12 protein-coding genes and 1 tRNA gene are annotated in these 15,427 nt (G+C 64.8%); 4 read left to right on the forward strand and 9 right to left on the reverse strand.

Translation table 11 applies throughout. The annotated features are described in order from the left end of the window. Positions 1 to 117: 117 nt before the first annotated feature. Positions 118 to 3,525, forward strand: a complete 3,408-nt coding sequence (locus CS1BSM3_RS12070) for a polysaccharide deacetylase family protein (RefSeq protein WP_072387331.1) — start codon at positions 118 to 120, stop codon at positions 3,523 to 3,525. Positions 3,526 to 3,587: 62 nt separating this feature from the next. On the opposite strand, the gene bcsS is transcribed toward CS1BSM3_RS12070, so the two are convergent. The 3 genes from bcsS to CS1BSM3_RS12085 form a co-directional block, all read right to left on the reverse strand. Beyond that, positions 3,588 to 4,391 carry a cellulose biosynthesis protein BcsS gene (gene bcsS, locus CS1BSM3_RS12075; protein ID WP_072387332.1) on the reverse strand — a complete coding sequence of 268 codons (804 nt, stop codon included), beginning with the start codon at positions 4,389 to 4,391 and terminating at the stop codon, positions 3,588 to 3,590. A gap of 362 nt (positions 4,392 to 4,753) precedes the next feature. Beyond that, positions 4,754 to 4,838, reverse strand: a tRNA-Leu gene (locus CS1BSM3_RS12080). A gap of 294 nt (positions 4,839 to 5,132) precedes the next feature. Next, positions 5,133 to 6,803 (reverse strand): thiamine pyrophosphate-binding protein, encoded by a 1,671-nt coding sequence (locus CS1BSM3_RS12085; protein WP_072387333.1) that lies wholly within the window; start codon positions 6,801 to 6,803, stop codon positions 5,133 to 5,135. Between the two features lie 154 nt (positions 6,804 to 6,957). Here CS1BSM3_RS12085 and CS1BSM3_RS12090 point away from each other — a divergent pair, with 154 nt between their 5' ends. From CS1BSM3_RS12090 to CS1BSM3_RS12100, 3 genes are all read left to right on the forward strand, one after another. Further along, entirely contained in the window at positions 6,958 to 8,025 is a 1,068-nt protein-coding gene (locus CS1BSM3_RS12090; RefSeq protein ID WP_072388129.1) for an MBL fold metallo-hydrolase, read from the forward strand. A gap of 108 nt (positions 8,026 to 8,133) precedes the next feature. Beyond that, on the forward strand, positions 8,134 to 9,261 hold the full coding sequence (locus tag CS1BSM3_RS12095) for a zinc-dependent alcohol dehydrogenase family protein (RefSeq protein ID WP_072387334.1): 1,128 nt from the start codon (positions 8,134 to 8,136) through the stop codon (positions 9,259 to 9,261). A 7-nt stretch (positions 9,262 to 9,268) separates the two neighbouring features. Beyond that, entirely contained in the window at positions 9,269 to 9,484 is a 216-nt protein-coding gene (locus tag CS1BSM3_RS12100; RefSeq protein WP_072388131.1) for a DUF2842 domain-containing protein, read from the forward strand. A gap of 20 nt (positions 9,485 to 9,504) precedes the next feature. Here CS1BSM3_RS12100 and CS1BSM3_RS12105 read toward each other — a convergent pair whose 3' ends face one another. The 6 genes from CS1BSM3_RS12105 to ubiA form a co-directional block, all read right to left on the reverse strand. Next, positions 9,505 to 10,245, reverse strand: coding sequence for a hypothetical protein (locus tag CS1BSM3_RS12105; protein WP_072388133.1), 741 nt, complete (start codon positions 10,243 to 10,245; stop codon positions 9,505 to 9,507). Between the two features lie 142 nt (positions 10,246 to 10,387). Then, entirely contained in the window at positions 10,388 to 11,461 is a 1,074-nt protein-coding gene (locus CS1BSM3_RS12110; protein WP_072387335.1) for a polysaccharide deacetylase family protein, read from the reverse strand. A 262-nt stretch (positions 11,462 to 11,723) separates the two neighbouring features. Then, complete coding sequence (locus tag CS1BSM3_RS12115; RefSeq protein ID WP_083528539.1) at positions 11,724 to 12,695, reverse strand: alpha/beta fold hydrolase; 972 nt, start codon at positions 12,693 to 12,695, stop codon at positions 11,724 to 11,726. A gap of 24 nt (positions 12,696 to 12,719) precedes the next feature. Further along, positions 12,720 to 13,832: a 3-isopropylmalate dehydrogenase gene (leuB, locus tag CS1BSM3_RS12120; protein ID WP_072387336.1), complete on the reverse strand. Its 1,113-nt coding sequence runs from the start codon at positions 13,830 to 13,832 to the stop codon at positions 12,720 to 12,722. A 118-nt stretch (positions 13,833 to 13,950) separates the two neighbouring features. After that, positions 13,951 to 14,208, reverse strand: a complete 258-nt coding sequence (locus tag CS1BSM3_RS12125; protein WP_072387337.1) for a DUF4170 domain-containing protein — start codon at positions 14,206 to 14,208, stop codon at positions 13,951 to 13,953. A 265-nt stretch (positions 14,209 to 14,473) separates the two neighbouring features. After that, entirely contained in the window at positions 14,474 to 15,427 is a 954-nt protein-coding gene (gene ubiA / locus CS1BSM3_RS12130) for a 4-hydroxybenzoate octaprenyltransferase (RefSeq protein WP_072387338.1), read from the reverse strand.

The raw sequence follows: 15,427 nt of genomic DNA on the forward strand, positions 1-15,427 counted from the left end.
GCGTTCCGTTCTGACGGGTCTGCACGACAGCACAACCGTCCGTCCGGCCGACCCAGCACAGCAATGCGTACCGCCGCGCCCCAGGGCTCACGGCGGTCTGGGGTCAGACCGGTCAACATGTCCGAAAAGAGCAAGCAGGTTTTCTTCGACGCCTCAGGGCGCCGCTCACCAGTCGTGTACGGCCTCGTCGGCCTTCTGGTCGCCTTCATCGGCGCGCTGGTGACGGTCTTCAGCATCAGCGTCGCGACAACGCCGGCGCTTCCGTCGGTGAAACTCAATCTCGAGCGGGAGTACCTGTCCGTGCTCGCCGTCGCACACCGCACGCCGGTGCGCGGCCCCGCAGTCAACCTCGCGCACGCGCGCTCGCGCGTCGACAAGGCGACGTCGGGAACGGATCGCTTCGCCTTCTACGTCAACTGGGACAAGAACAGCTTCCTCTCACTCAGGACTGCGGTGAAGCAGCTCGACGGGCTCATGCCCGAGTGGCTCCACCTCTCCGGCGACCAAGGTGACATCGAGCTCGACGACGAGCGCGAGCAGCAGAACGTCGATGCGTGGCTCACGATCAACGCGCCCGAGCTGAAAGTCATGCCGGTCGTCAACAACTACGACCCGCGCAACGGCGCCTGGCATGGCGAAACCACCGCGCGCGTGCTCAAGTCTCCGGAGGCCCGCGCGCGCCTCGTCCGCAATCTCAAGAACTATCTCGCGAAGGGCGATTTCGAAGGCGTCGTCGTGGACTTCAAGGAGGTCCCCGCAGAGGATCAGGAGCATCTCGTCTCGTTTCTGGGCGAGCTGAAGTCCATCCTCGCTGCGGATCGCCGCCAGCTCTTCGCCGTGGTTCCAGCCTATGCGGAGCCGACGCATTTCCACCGGATCATCGAGGCCGTCGACCGCGTCGTCCTCCTCGTCTACGACCAGCACGCTCCCCATGAGCGTCCGGGCCCGATCGCCTCGCAGGTGTGGTTCGAGACGATGCTCGACAAGCACTTCGCGACCACGCACGGCAGCAAGCTGATCGTCGCCATCGGCTCCTACGCCATCGACTGGGACCGCCCGGGCAATGGCCGGATGGCGTCGATCCGCGAGATGTGGGACGTGCTGGACCGCTCAGGCGCCACCTTCACGTTCGACCCGCACGCGCTCAACCCGACATTCTCCTATGGTGAGAAGAGCACCGGCGCGACGCACACCGTCTGGATGCTCGACGGCGTCACCATGTACAATCAGGTTGCAGCCGCGCTCGCCATGGAGCCGGCCGGCCTGGCTCTGTGGCGGCTCGGCACGGAGGACCCGACGATCTGGTCGACGTTCGCCCGCGGCCGCGCCCCGGACGATGCCGCGCTCGCGGCGCTCGAGACGCTCGATCCGGGCAAGGAGGTCACGTACACGGGCAAGGGCGAGGTCCTGAAGTTCATCAACCAGCCGAGCGTCGGCAAGCGCTCGGTCACGCACCTCCCCAAGTCTAATCTCATCACGAACCAGACGATCGTGTCGGTCCCGAAGCCGATGCTGATTTCCCGCTTCGGTCTCAACCAGGACAAGGTGATCGCGCTCACGTTCGACGATGGGCCGTCGCGCCTCTACACGCCCGCCATCCTCGACGTCCTCAAGGAAAAGGACGTCAAGGCGAGTTTCTTCGTGCTGGGTACGGCCGCGGCCATGGAGCCCCAGGTCCTCAAGCGCGTCTACGACGAAGGGCACGATATCGGCAACCACACGTTCACGCACCCGGACCTCAGCGAGATTCCGAGCGCTCAGCTCGATCTCGAGCTCAACGCAACGCAGCGCGTGCTCGAGTCGAAGCTCGGCATCCGCACCGCGCTCTTCCGTCCGCCGTTCGTGCGCGACATTGAGCCTGAGACGTCGGAGCAGGCGCGCACGCTGCTCGCCTCGGCCGCACTCGGCTACATCACCATCGGCCAGCGCATCGACCCGCTCGACTGGGGGCGCCCTGGCGTCGAAGAGATCGTTCGGCGCACGGTCTCGTACGCCCATCGGCGGAGCGGCAATGTCGTGCTTCTCCACGACGGTGGCGGCGACCGCTCGCAGACGATCGCGGCACTCCCGAAGATCATCGATCAGCTCCGTGCGGACGGCTATCGCTTCGTCACGATCCACGAGCTGCTGGGCCTGCAGCGCAACGAGCTGATGCCGACGCTCGACAATGCGAGCACGGTCGTTCCCTACGTCAACGGCATCGGCTTCACGCTGATGCGCGCCTTCAATAGCTTCCTGAAGTTCCTGTTCGTGACCGGCATCGTGCTCGGCATCGGGCGGCTGCTCATCATCGCCTTCGTCGCCTACCGGCAGTCGCGCATCCAGAAGCCGCTGTCCACGCTCGCGCGTCGGCTGCCGAGCTTTGCCGTCATCGTACCCGCTCACAACGAGGAGCGCGTCATCGTCGACAGCATCGAGTCCCTGCTTCGCTCGCGGAACAAGGACTTCGAGATCGTCGTCATCGACGACGGATCGACGGATCGCACGTACGATGTCCTCCACGAAGCCTTTGGCCGCCATCCGCGTGTGCGCCTGCTCACGAAGCGGAATGGCGGTAAGTCGAGCGCGCTCAACTACGCCATCGAGCAGACCGACGTCGAGGTCGTGGTTTGCATCGATGCCGACACGCGCCTCGCGCCCGACGCGCTCGACATCCTCCTTGCCCACTTCCACGACGGCAAGGTCGGCGCCGTCGCCGGTGTCGTCACGGTCGGCAATCGCTCGACCATGCTCTCACGCTTCCAGGCGCTCGAGTACCTGACGGCGCAGAGCATGGACAGGCGCGCCTTCGAGATCGTGAACGGCATTGCCGTCGTCCCCGGCGCCATCGGCGCCTGGCGCCGCTGCGCGCTGATGGACGTCGGCCTCTATGACAGCGACACCGCAGCGGAAGACGCCGACATTACCTTCAAGATTGCGCGTGCCGGCTGGCTCGTGCGCAACGAGCCGCGCGCACTTGCCGTGACCGAGGCGCCGGAGAAGGTGCGGGAGTTCAACAAGCAACGCTTCCGCTGGATGTTCGGCATGATCCAGGTCGCGTTCAAGCACCGCGATGTCTACCTGCAGCGCGGCGCGCACGGCCTGAAGTGGTTCACGATCCCGAACATCGTCGTGTTCCAGTTCGTCTTCACGCTCTTCGCGCCGATCATGGACGCGCTGCTCATCGGCACCTTGATCTCGGATGCGTGGGCTCATGCGCATCACGGCGGCAGCTTCCTTTCGGAGCGCACCGTCGAGATCCTGGTGTACTGGGGTGTCTTCCAGGTGCTCGAGCTCGCGTTCGCCGCAGTCGCTCTGTGGCTGCATCGCGAGCCCGGCAACTGGCGCCTGCTGCCGCTCACCGTGCTGCAGCGCTTCTACTACCGCCAGCTCATCTTCTGGATCTCGCTGCGCACCCTCTTCGCCGTGCTCTGCGGGCACTTTACGGGCTGGGGACGCGCGAAGCGCCTGGGCCTGCCGAGCCTCGCGCGCCTGCCCGCGCCGCCTCCGCCCGTAGCAGCCCCGACGCTTCAGGCCGCGGAGTAGCCCCCCAAAAAGCAACGAGGCGCCCGAAGGGGCGCCTCGTCATGCCTGATCCAGGGGTCAGATCAGAACGCCATTCCGAGATTGAAGCCGACGTAGGCGCCTTCACCACCAGCAGACGAGCCGACAAACGAGCTGCTGCCGTGGTCACCGCTGAGGAACTGATAGCCGCCGTGGACCGTCAGCTCGGCCGGGTTCCTGGTGCCGAACATGTCGAGCTTGAACATCACGAATGCACCGAGGCGCTGTGCGTCGAAGCCTTCGTTGCCGAGCGCGCCACCCTCAGGACCGATGATGAAGCGGCCCGTGTTGATGCCGGCGCGAGCGCGCGACCAGTAGGTGTCGAAAGCGGTCGAGTAGTAGCCTTCGAGCGAGAAGTAATAGCCCGGTCCGACAAGGCGGAGATCGCCGCCGACCCGGAGGCCAAACTCGCTGCCCCTGACGCTATTCGACGGATCGCGAGGCGTCAGATCGTGATCGGTCCAGTCACCGCCGACGTAGAGGCCGAACGCCGCGCCCTGACGAACCCAGAGATAGCCGAGCATGGCCGCGAGCTGCGAAACGTCACCGTCGACTCGGCCGCCAGAAATGCTCGGGTTGTGGTACTCGTACGAGCCGTAGCCCGCAAAGCCCTGGAAAACCCAGCCGCTGCGCGACAGGTCGCGCTGGAGCGAGACGACCGCGCCGGAGTACGTATAGAAAGAGTCCTTGGCCCAATCAGCGCCGGTGTAGGTCGCGATCCATGTCGGCTGCTCTACATAGCCGCCGTCCTTGTAACCGCCTCCGCCGCCTCCTGCGAGCGTCGGCGTTGCAGTAGCAATCGCGAGCCCGATCACTGTCGCAGCAATTTTCAATGTCGAGGTGTTCATGGTGTCGTCGCCTTCGTTGGCGCAGATGCCCCGCGGCACGGATTTAGTGAAAGCCCCCGTGCAATGTGCCGCTGCGCACTTCCCCTGGAGGTGACAAGTGGCTGATTCGGGTTAATGGACAAGTGACACTTCATTTTCGTGCATAACCGCTCAAAAGATGGTCGGTACGCGTGGCAATTCGAGAACACTCCTACTTCGAAGGAAGAAGGAGTCACAAGAACAGGGCCTCTGAGAGCCTTGGGCGTGCTGATATCCCCGCAACCCACCGTGGCGACGGCGCAACTCGGGCGACGCGAGATCGGTCCGCCGGCGCACTGCGCGGGTCGGCGCGAGTTAAGGAAAGAGCGGGGATCTGAAGGGGATGGTGCCCAGAAGAGGACTCGAACCTCCACGCCTTGCGGCGCTAGTACCTGAAACTAGTGCGTCTACCAATTCCGCCATCTGGGCAGGCGGGCATCAGTTAAGGGGGTCGCGGGCGCTTGTCAACGGCAGGGCGGAAGAGGGCCTCCCACCCGGCCTCCAATAAGGGCGTGAAGCCCATGCGCCGCGGCAAGCACCCGGCCACCGAGGGGTATTCGCCACTTTAGCTGGAGATGATCGCCAGTAGCGGCCTTAGAAGATGACGCGCGAGGCCAGCTTGGCACCTCAGCGAACTGCCGGCCACTCATCGCAATTCGGACACGCGCCTTGCAGTGCGTGTCCGCGCTGATGCCGGGCTCTCGATCCACAATACCTTCGGGCCTACACATGCCCCTCGACGACGACCTCGAGGAGCTTGGCGCCGGGCATCGTCGTCGCCTTGCGGATCGCCGGCTCGAGGGCGGCGGGATCGGTGATGCGGTGCGCCTCGAGGCCCATGGACTTGGCGAGCGCCGTGAAGTCCACCGCCGGCTCGACGAAGTCCATGCCGACGAACTGCTCGTTGCCGTGGAACAGCTTCAGGCGCTGCTTGATGATGCGATAGCCGCCGTTGTTGCAGATGATGTACGTGATCGGCAGCTTGTGGTGCGCGGCCGTCCAAAGCGCCTGGATGGAATACATGGCCGAACCATCGCCGACGACGCACACGACGGGGCGGTCCTTCTGCGCGAGCGAGATGCCAACCGAGGCCGGCACGCTCCAGCCGATGCCGCCCGACGCGAGGCCGTGATAGCCGTAGCGGTCGCGGTAGGCGAGCAGGCTGTTGAGCAGGCGACCGCTCGTCAGCGACTCGTTGACGACCACGACATCCTTCGGGATCGATTCGACGATCCGCAATGTCATGAAGTCCGGGTTGATAGGCTTGCCCTTGATGATCTCGCGACCGTCGATCGTAGCGACGAGCTTCTTGCGCTTGGCCGTCCAGTTCTTCTCTTTAAGCTCGGCGAGCGACTTCTCGGCGCGGTCCTTGAGCGCCTTGCCGCCCTTCTTGACGAGGGCCGGCGTCAGCGCACGCAGCGTCTCGCGCACATCAGCGCGCACAGCCATCTCGGCTGAATAGTTCTTGGCCAGATCCCAGTCATTCAGACCGATCTGCACCGTCGCGAGCTCGGGCGGCATCGGATCGATCTCGCTCCACACGGACATGCGGATCGGGTCGGCGCCGAGGACGATCATCAGGTCATAGGGCGAGAGCGCCGCGCGCACGTCCGGCTGCTCGCGATTGAGACCGCCGATGTAGCAAGGGCTCTCGGAGAGGAAGTGGGCGCCATAAGCGACGCTCTGCTGCAGCACCGGGCAGCCGAACGCCTCGGCGAATGCAGCCGCTTCCTTGAGCGCATCGCTCTTCACGATCTCGTCGCCGACGATGATGACCGGCCGCTCGGCCTTCAGGATGCGCGCGGCTAGGGCGTCGAGCACCTCATCGGAGGGACGCACGCGGCTATCGATGCGCGTCGAGGAGCCGAGATCGATGCCGCCTTCCATGTTCAGGATGTCGCCGGGGAGCGAGATGAAGACCGGCCCCGTCGGCGGCGTCATCGCGACCTTGGCGGCGCGGCGCATGATGCGCGGCAGATCCTCGAGACGCGTGACCTCGATCGCCCATTTGACGAGCGGCTCCGCCATCGGCACGAGGTTGTCGTAGAGCAACGGCTCGGTGAGGCCGTGGCCCTGCTCCTGCTGGCCGGCCGTGAGGATGATGGGCGTGCCGGTAAACTTCGCGTTGTAGAGCGAGCCGAGGGCATTACCGAGACCCGGCGCGACATGGACATTGCAGGCGGTGAGCTGGCCCGAAGCGCGCGAGAAGCCGTCAGCCATGGCGACGACGAGGCTCTCCTGCATGGCCATCACGTAATTCATTTCCGGGTGCTCGGCGAGCGCGTGCATGATCGGCAGCTCGGTCGTGCCCGGATTGCCGAAAAGATGCGTGACGCCCTCGTCCTTGAGCACTGCGAGGAAGGCCGAACGGCCGGTGATCTGGTTCTTTGCCATCGAAACGTCTTCCTTCCCCGTTGTCGCAGAATTTTGAGGGCGCAGGCGATTGTGTCTGGACATATGATGCGCTACGAGCGCGGGCGACACAATCGGCGAGCCATGCGCTCCACGCAAGCCCAGGCGCATGGGCATCGAGCCCATGAGGAAATCCATGCGCCCGACCAGACGGCGCCTGATTAAGATGCTTTCTGCGACCGGCATCGTCGGAACCGGCGGTTTTGCCATGCTCAGAGCCGGCGCTGCGAACGCCTATTACCAAGGCCCGGCGAGCGATCACTTCGACGGGACGCTGTTCTTCAACCCCGGTGGCAAGCAGCCGGGCGGCACGCATCGTATTCTCCAGCTCTACTTCATGGAGAAATGGGAGAAATGGCCCACGAGGGTCGAGAGCCCGTTCAACGATAGGCCGCCCAGCGAGGTGACGGGCGCGCGGGCGCGGATCGCCTTCATCGGCCACGCGAGCTGGTTGATCCAGACCGGCGGCCTCAATGTGCTGATCGATCCGCACTGGTCGGACCGCGCGAGCCCGTTCACGAGCTGGGGACCGACGCGTTGCTGCGTGCCCGGCATCCGCTTCGAGGATCTGCCGCCGATCCATGCCGTGCTCGTCACGCACAATCACTACGATCATCTGGATCTCCCGACACTGGTGCGGCTCTGGGAGCGCGATCGCCCCCGGATCATCACGCCGCTCGGCAATGACGCGATCATGCAGCGAGGCATTCCTGGCCTCGTGGCGACAGCCGTGGACTGGGGCGACCACACGGACCTCGGAAAGGGCATTGTGGTGCACACCGAGCCGACGCAGCACTGGTCGGCGCGCGGGACGCGCGATCGCCGGCACGCGCTCTGGGCGAGTTTCGTTCTCGAAACCCCGGCAGGGCGGATCTACGCCGTCGGCGACAGCGGGCTCGGCGATGGCCGCACATTCCGCCACGTCGGCGCCCGTCATCCCGGCATCCGGCTCGCGCTGCTGCCGATCGGCGCTTACGAGCCACGCTGGTTCATGCGACACCAGCACATGAATCCGGCCGATGCCGTAGAAGCCTTCCAGCTTTGCGGGACCGAGATGGCGCTCGGCCACCACTGGGGAACATTCCAGCTCACGACCGAAGCACGCGACGCACCACCTCAGGCCCTCGCAGAGGCGCTCCGGCAGCGGCGCATCGCGCCTGAGCGCTTCCGTGCCGTGCAACCCGGCGAGGTCATCGAGATCTGAGCGCGGCACCCCGACGCGATGCATCGCGGCACTGCATTGCCGAGCCTCGCGAAGGCGTGCCGGGTGAGCTAACGTGCCAGTCAGCCAAATCGGGAGGATCAGCGAGCGATGAAGATCAGAGGTGCCGTCCTTTACGAGCAGGGCCTGCCGCGTCCCTATGCTCAGAGCCGTCCACTCAGGATCGAGACGCTCGACCTCGAAGGACCGCGTGCCGGCGAGGTGCTGGTCCAGGTCAAGGCTGCCGGGCTCTGCCATTCGGATCTTTCGACGATCGAAGGCGTGCGGCCGCGGCCCCTGCCGATGGTGGTCGGTCACGAGGGCGCAGGCGTCGTCGCGGAAGTCGGCGCGGGCGTGACCGACATCGCACCCGGTGATGCCGTCGTCTTCATTTTCGCGCCGAGCTGCGGGACCTGCCGCCAGTGCATCTCGCAACGGCCATTCCTCTGCACGACTTTCAATGCCGCGCGCCAGAAGGGCGATCTTGCGACAGGCGGCCGCCGCCTCAGCCTCAATGGCCAGTCGATCGCGCACAACTCGGGGCTTTCCTGCTTCGCCGAGTACGCGGTGGTGCCGCGCAACTCAGTGCAGAAGATCCCCTCGGATGTGCCCATGCACGATGCCGCGCTCTTCGGTTGCGCGGTCGTCACCGGCGTCGGCGCGGCGGTGAATACGGCAAACGTGAAACCGGGTGAGACGGTTGCGGTCGTCGGCCTCGGCGGCGTCGGCCTTTCTTGCCTGCTCGGTGCGATCGTTGCCGGCGCAGGACGCATTCTTGCGATCGATGTCTCCGACGAGAAGCTTGCGCTCGCCCGCCAGCTCGGCGCAACGGACACGTTCAACGCGCGCGACGCCGATTGCATCGAGCGCATTCTCGCGACGACCGATGGCGGCGTCGACTCGGCCTTCGAAATGGCCGGCACGATCAAGGCCATGGAGCTCGCCTACAAGATCACCGTGCGCGGCGGCCAGACGGTCTCGGCCGGGCTCTCGCCTGCAACGGCGCAGTTCCCGATCAATCACTACGCCATGGTCCAGGACGGCCGCACGGTGAAAGGGAGCTACATGGGCGGCTGCGTCATCGCCCGCGACGTGCCGCGCTATATCTCGCTCTACAAGGACCGCAAGCTACCCGTGGATCGCCTGCGCAGCGCGCTCGTCAGCCTCGACGAAGTCAACGAGGGCTTCGACAGGCTCGCAGATGCCGCCGTCGTCCGGCAGATGATCGTCTTCGATTGATATGGCCATGCGTGCGCGCACGAGAAAGCTGGTCGGGACGGTGCTTCTGCTCGTCGTCCTGATCATCTATTCGCTTCTGGTGATGCTGGCAGCCGCGGCTGTGCTGCCGGCCGGCGGCAAGATCGTCGAGCTGATCTTCTATGCCGTGGCCGGCCTCGCCTGGGTGCTGCCCGCCGGCTATCTCATCAAGTGGATGTACGGCGCGCCGCCGGACCACCCCTGAGGCTACGCAGTCCGGGCGGATCAATCCTCGCGCCAGTTCTCTGCAATCCAGGGCGTCGGCCTGACGTGCTTGTAGATCCGCTTGTACCAGGGCGCAGGCCAGATGCCGTCGCGTGCCTCGTCGGGATCGGGGTGGCCGGTGAAGCAGACGACCTTCGTCTCGGACGGCAGCTTTGCCGTCTGGAAGAAATTCAGCGGCCAAATCGGCATGAGCGAATGCTTGAAGCTGACGCACCACTCGGCGGGCCAGTATTCCATGCTCGTGACGATGCGCGAGATGTACGTCTGCTCGTTCGCGTACCGCCTCACGACGCCTTCGGGGTCGGCCTGCACCTGATCGTAGATGTAGGTGTGGGCTCCGACGCGAAAACGAAAGACCGATGTATTTCCGATCTTCTGGCCAACCTGCGTCCAGTTCTCGATGACGCAGAAGGTCGCCTCAGGTTTGAAATCGAAGAACGCATCGATCGAACCGGTGATGACCACATCGAGATCGAGGAAAAGGAGATCCCCCGAAAGGTACTCGACGCCTTCCTGCCAGAAGGTCAACTTGCGCCACGTCTGAGTGGCCTTCTCCGGGGGGAGCCTCACCTCGGGAATAGGCTGCGTGATGACATCCGGATGCACGCCGACTGGATCATCGGTAAAGCAGACGAGGCGGGTATCGCGTTTCGTATTGCGCCGGATCATCGCCCACAGACAGTTCACATACGTTGCGGGATACCGGGTGCCCCACTTCACACATATGACTGTCTGCGCCATCGAATCCGTCCCGCGCATGGCTTGGGCCGGTCCCATGCCGGCGCGGCGACAATTGGCATGAACAAAGTTCGGGAACAAGGCGTCGATGCACGACAAAACTGTCGCAGAGGTGACGCAGGAGATCGTCCGCCAGTGGAAGAACTCAGGCGGCAGAGGCCGACAGGCGGCGCGCGGGAGGCCCTCCCGAGCCGCGCCACATGGCAAAGGGTGCCCCGGTTAGCATCACTTTCACATAACGCGGCTTCTGGAGATCGCCGTCGAGCACGATGCGAGGGAGGGCCGCCAGCCCCTCGTCATGCTGAGGTTTAAGCAGGCCTTTCCGCGCCGTCACTGCCGTAAGAAGACCCGCCTCGCGGATGAGCTGGAACTCTCGCGCGCCCGCGCGGTCCACCTCCCCCTCGGGAATGCTGAAATGTCGGCAGGGTCGCCCCAGCTCGTGCGCGATGCGCCCGCAGCTCGCCTCGATCTCGGCACGCGCCTCCGCATAGGAAAGCTGTCCTAGGGGCAAATGACTGCGCGTGTGCGCGCCGATTGTCACCAGAGGGTCGCGCGCGAGATCTCTTATGTCGTCCCAATCCATTGCCAGCTCGCGGCACAGCCCGCTCGCGTCCATGCCGTGCATCCGGCAGAGATCGGCGACGATGTCGCGAGCATCGCGCTCGGGCAGCGATCTCAGCCAATGATGGATCGCCCTGTACGTGCGCAACTTTGCTCGGGGGCTCCCGCAACTGAAGCGCCGCGTCACGCCATCAAATTGGAACTCGACGGCATCGACGTCCCGCAGAAGGCACTCCAGCGCACGCCACCAAAGATTGCCGCAACCGTCCGCGAAATCGCTCGCGACATAGACGGCGAACGGCACACCATGACGCTTGAATACAGGATAGGCGTGCTGGAGGGCATCGCGGTACCCATCATCGATCGTAAAGCAGACAAAGGGCCGATCGAGATCGCCCTCGCCGAGGCGGGCGCGCGCGTCATCGAGCGATATGATGTCGTAGCCGCGCTCAAGCACGAGGCGAATAGTGCGATCGAGGAATTCGGGCGTGACTTCCAGATGGGCGTTCGGCGCGTACACCATCGGGGCGGCCGGCAGCACGTGATGGAGCATGAAGATCGCGCCGGTCCCGCCGGTCAGCGGCATCACGAGGCGATCGAGCCCCGTGTAGTGGAGAGCTGAAAGCGACGCTTTGAAAACGGTCGATCCGGGATTCATGGGTTTTACGCCCCGTACTGCTGCAACCCGATCATCGGATCATGCTGAGCAGGCACAGACGCGAAGTAAAGTGGCGGAACGGTACTATCCCCGATGAATGCTAAAGCAACGGACTTGAAATTCGCCTCACCTCGAGGTTGGGCAGGGAGCGAATTTCAAGTCCAAAGTTGCTTTAGAACCCATAAAGTCTAAAGCGTCTTTGGATCTCGAATACGACTTCGAGCCTGGCCCGAACCGTGGGTCGCATTTGAGGTCCGACGCTTTAGCTGATGTGACGTCCCATCCACGTCACATCGGCACGCGCGAGAAAATCCATGATGGCGTGGAGGCTCATCTCGTCGCGCAATAGCGGCGCGTGCCCCTGCTCAGGCACGGTCAGCAGCGTCAGATCCGGGTGCTCGCGCTGCATGCGCTCCGCCGTCGCGGTGCTCAGAATGTCGGAGAGCTCTCCGCGAAGCACCAGCACCGGCACCCGCGAGAGCGCCTTGAACTGCGGCCAGAGCTCCGGCAGCGGGCCATCCATGATCGACGCCGTGCGATTGAGCTCCTGGTCATAGCCGTATGCCGGTCGGCCCCCCTCGTCGTTGTACTGCTGACGCGCCAGGTCCTCCCACATGTCATCGGGAACGGCCGGGTACTGGCGCTGGCCCATGGCGCGGGCGAGCTCGCCGGCCTCGGCCCAGGTTGCAGGCAGCGGGATCCGCCCGACATAGCTGACGATCCTCAGCAGCCCTTCGCGCTCGATGAGCGGGCCGATGTCATTGAGCACCACGGCACCGATACTGGAGGGGCGCACCGCCGCCATGATCATAGCCAGGATACCGCCGCGCGACGTGCCGACGATCGCCGTGTCGCTGAGGCCTTCGATGGTCATGAAATCGAGCACGTCGAGCAGCTCGTTCATGACCTGGTAGTTGCGCCAGTCCGGATCGTAGGCGGAGCGCCCGCGGCCACGATAGTCGACCGTGTAGACATGACGCGGCGCCGGCTGCTGCGGGCTCGAGAGCACGCTCGCGAGCTGATGGAAATCGCGGCTGTTGCGCGTGAGGCCGGGAAGGCAGAGCACGGGGCGCAGCGACGAGCCCGGTGCCGGATAGTGACGCGCATAGAGGCGAAGGCCGTCGCGCGACGTGAAGAAGATGTCGCGCCAGTTCTGGCGATCGGGAATAGCCGGCAGCGTTGGCGCTGCCGAGCTCGTGCCGGGATTGGAGAACAGAGGACGGGACGAGCGCATCAGGTCTCCTTCCCCCTTTCAAAATTAGCCGATGAGGCGCTCCAGCTCGGTGACGATGGCCTTGCCCATCTCGGTCGTGCCGACGCTGCGCATGTTCGGCTGCATGATGTCGGCCGTGCGGTAGCCCTGGGCGAGCGTATTCGCGATCGCCTTGTCGAGCAGGTCCGCTTCCTTGACCATGTTGCAGGAGTAACGCAACGCCATGCCGAACGACGCCATCTGCGCGATCGGATTGGCGATGCCCTTGCCCGCGATGTCCGGCGCCGAGCCGTGGATCGGCTCGTAAAGGGCCTTGCGCAGGCCCGTCTTAGGATCGGGCGCACCGAGCGACGCCGAGGGCAGCATCCCGAGCGAGCCGGCGAGCATCGCGGCCTGATCGGAGAGCATGTCGCCGAAGAGATTGTCGCACACGATCACGTCGAACTGCTTCGGATTGCGCACGAGCTGCATGGAGCAGGCATCGGCGAGAATGTGCTGCAGCTCGACATCCTTGGCCTCGGCAGCGTGGACGGCCGTCACGACCTGGTTCCACAGCACGCCCGTCTTCATGACGTTGCGCTTCTCGGCGGAGTGCACCTTGTTCTTGCGCTTCCTCGCGAGGTCGAAGGCGACGCGGGCAATGCGCTCGATCTCGTGCGTCGTGTAGACCGTCGTGTCGACCGCGCGCTTCTGGCCGTTCTCGAGCGTCACGATCTCCTTCGGCTCACCGAAGTACGTGCCGCCGGTCAGCTCGCGCAGGATGAGGATGTCGAGGCCTTCGACCAGCTCGCGCTTCAGGCTCGAAGCTTCGGCGAGCGCCGGATAGCAAATGGCCGGGCGCAGGTTGGCGAAGAGGTCCAGCTCCTTGCGGAGCCGCAGCAGGCCCGCCTCGGGGCGGATCTCGTAGGCGACCTTGTCCCACTTCGGCCCGCCGACGGAGCCGAAGATGATGGCGTCGGCGGCCTTGGCCTTGGCGAGCACTTCCTCGGTGAGCGGCGTGCCGTGCTTGTCGATGGAGCACCCGCCGCAGAGCGCCTGCTCGGTCTTGAACTCCACCTTGCTCTTTTTGGCGAGGAAGGCGACGAGGCGGTCGACCTCGGCCATGACCTCGGGGCCAATGCCGTCGCCGGGGAGGAGGAGCAGGTTATGAGTCGCCATGAGGAGCCGCCGTCGGTTGTCAGGATGCGGGAAGGATTGGCCGTAGTGCTAGACCGGAGGGCGGCATGATGCAAGGCGCGGTGCGGTATGGCGCCTGCCCGGTAGCACGGTCCGCCGCTCAGCTCTGCGGCGGGCCCTTCTCGACGGGATCCAGCAGGCGGTGCATGTGCACGATGAAATAGCGCATCTGGGCGTTGTCGACCGTCTTCTGGGCCGCCGCCTTCCAGGCTTTGTGAGCCTCGGCATAGTTCGGATAGATGCCGACGATGTCGAGCTTGTCGAGGTCGGTGAACTCATGCTTGGCGATGTCGGACAACTCACCCCCGAAAACGAGGTGGAGGAGCTGACGGGGCTTGGTCGAGGTCGAATCGGGCATGGACGGTGCCTTCTGGGAATGGATTTAGGCCAAGAGACAATGCACATGGCGCCATCGGCGCCAAGCCCACCATCGTTGCATTCCCCTCCCGTGGCGACCTGTTTTGGGACGCGGCTTCGCGCTTCGGCCAGCCCTTCTTAAGCCAGTTTGAAGGGAGCTGTGCGACACTGCAAGCCTCATGGCCGCGCCAAGACGGCCACGAAAGATGAGCTCAGAAGTCACTGGTTGGAGCGGTCCGGCGCCGTGCCCCTCGGCGCCGGGCCGCTTATCCTGCCCTGAGCGCGGCGAGCCCCATGTCGGCAAGGAAGCCGGCAAAGATCAGCCAGCCGAGGTCACGGTTCGACCTGAAGCGCTTCAGGCAGTTCTCCGGATCAGAAATATCGAGCGTCGCGACCTGCCAGGCCATGTGCGCGGCGGCAGCGGCGAGCGCGATCATGCCGATCGCCCCGACGCCCGTCATCCAGGCGGCAAGGGCCCACATGAGAACGGCGAAACCATAGAAGCCGCTGACCCAGGGCCTCGTCTGCTCGCCGAAGCGCAGCGCCGTAGACTTGAGGCCGAGCGCGAGGTCGTCCTCCTTGTCCTGATGGGCGTAGATCGTGTCATAGCCGATCGTCCATGCCACCGAGCCGAGATAGAGCACGATCGCCGGCCATTCGAGTTTGCCGCGCGCGGCCGACCAGCCGACGAGCGCGCCCCACTTGAAGGTCAGCCCGAGCACGAGCTGCGGCCAGTACGTATAGCGCTTCATGAACGGGTAGATCGCCACCAGTGCCAGCGACGAGGCGCCGAGGACGACGGTGTACCAGTTGAATTGAAGGAGCACCGCGAGGCCGATCAGGCACAGCAGGACCATGAAGAGGGCAGCGGATTTGACCGTTACCTCGCCCGAGGGGATCGGCCGGCCGCGCGTACGCGCAACGCCCGCGTCGTACTCGCGGTCGACGATGTCATTATACGTGCAGCCGGCCCCGCGCATGACGAAGGCGCCGACCAGGAAAAGAATGACGAACCAGAGGGACGGGTAGGCCACACCGTTGGCGTGCTCGGCAAGCGCGAGCGACCACCAGCAGGGAAAAAGCAGCAGCCAGCCGCCAATCGGCCGGTCGAAGCGCGCGAGGCGCGCATAGGGCCGGAACCACGCCGGCGCGTAGCGGTGCACCCAGTTGTCAGGCGGCGCATCGGGGACGGTCGGAGCGTTGAGCGTATGGGGCTGCAT

It is taken from the genome of Hyphomicrobium sp. CS1BSMeth3, assembly GCF_900117415.1.
In the GTDB taxonomy this organism is placed as follows: Bacteria; Pseudomonadota; Alphaproteobacteria; order Rhizobiales; family Hyphomicrobiaceae.

What these genes read in the sequence shown, in the direction of transcription:
- CS1BSM3_RS12070 (WP_072387331.1), top strand. Translation starts at nt 118, where the DNA reads ATGTCCGAAAAGAGCAAGCAGGTTTTCTTCGACGCCTCAGGGCGCCGC.
- bcsS (WP_072387332.1), bottom strand. Translation starts at nt 4,391, where the DNA reads ATGAACACCTCGACATTGAAAATTGCTGCGACAGTGATCGGGCTCGCG.
- CS1BSM3_RS12085 (WP_072387333.1), bottom strand. Translation starts at nt 6,803, where the DNA reads ATGGCAAAGAACCAGATCACCGGCCGTTCGGCCTTCCTCGCAGTGCTC.
- CS1BSM3_RS12090 (WP_072388129.1), top strand. Translation starts at nt 6,958, where the DNA reads ATGCGCCCGACCAGACGGCGCCTGATTAAGATGCTTTCTGCGACCGGC.
- CS1BSM3_RS12095 (WP_072387334.1), top strand. Translation starts at nt 8,134, where the DNA reads ATGAAGATCAGAGGTGCCGTCCTTTACGAGCAGGGCCTGCCGCGTCCC.
- CS1BSM3_RS12100 (WP_072388131.1), top strand. Translation starts at nt 9,269, where the DNA reads ATGCGTGCGCGCACGAGAAAGCTGGTCGGGACGGTGCTTCTGCTCGTC.
- CS1BSM3_RS12105 (WP_072388133.1), bottom strand. Translation starts at nt 10,245, where the DNA reads ATGGCGCAGACAGTCATATGTGTGAAGTGGGGCACCCGGTATCCCGCA.
- CS1BSM3_RS12110 (WP_072387335.1), bottom strand. Translation starts at nt 11,461, where the DNA reads ATGAATCCCGGATCGACCGTTTTCAAAGCGTCGCTTTCAGCTCTCCAC.
- CS1BSM3_RS12115 (WP_083528539.1), bottom strand. Translation starts at nt 12,695, where the DNA reads ATGCGCTCGTCCCGTCCTCTGTTCTCCAATCCCGGCACGAGCTCGGCA.
- leuB (WP_072387336.1), bottom strand. Translation starts at nt 13,832, where the DNA reads ATGGCGACTCATAACCTGCTCCTCCTCCCCGGCGACGGCATTGGCCCC.
- CS1BSM3_RS12125 (WP_072387337.1), bottom strand. Translation starts at nt 14,208, where the DNA reads ATGCCCGATTCGACCTCGACCAAGCCCCGTCAGCTCCTCCACCTCGTT.
- ubiA (WP_072387338.1), bottom strand. Translation starts at nt 15,427, where the DNA reads ATGCAGCCCCATACGCTCAACGCTCCGACCGTCCCCGATGCGCCGCCT.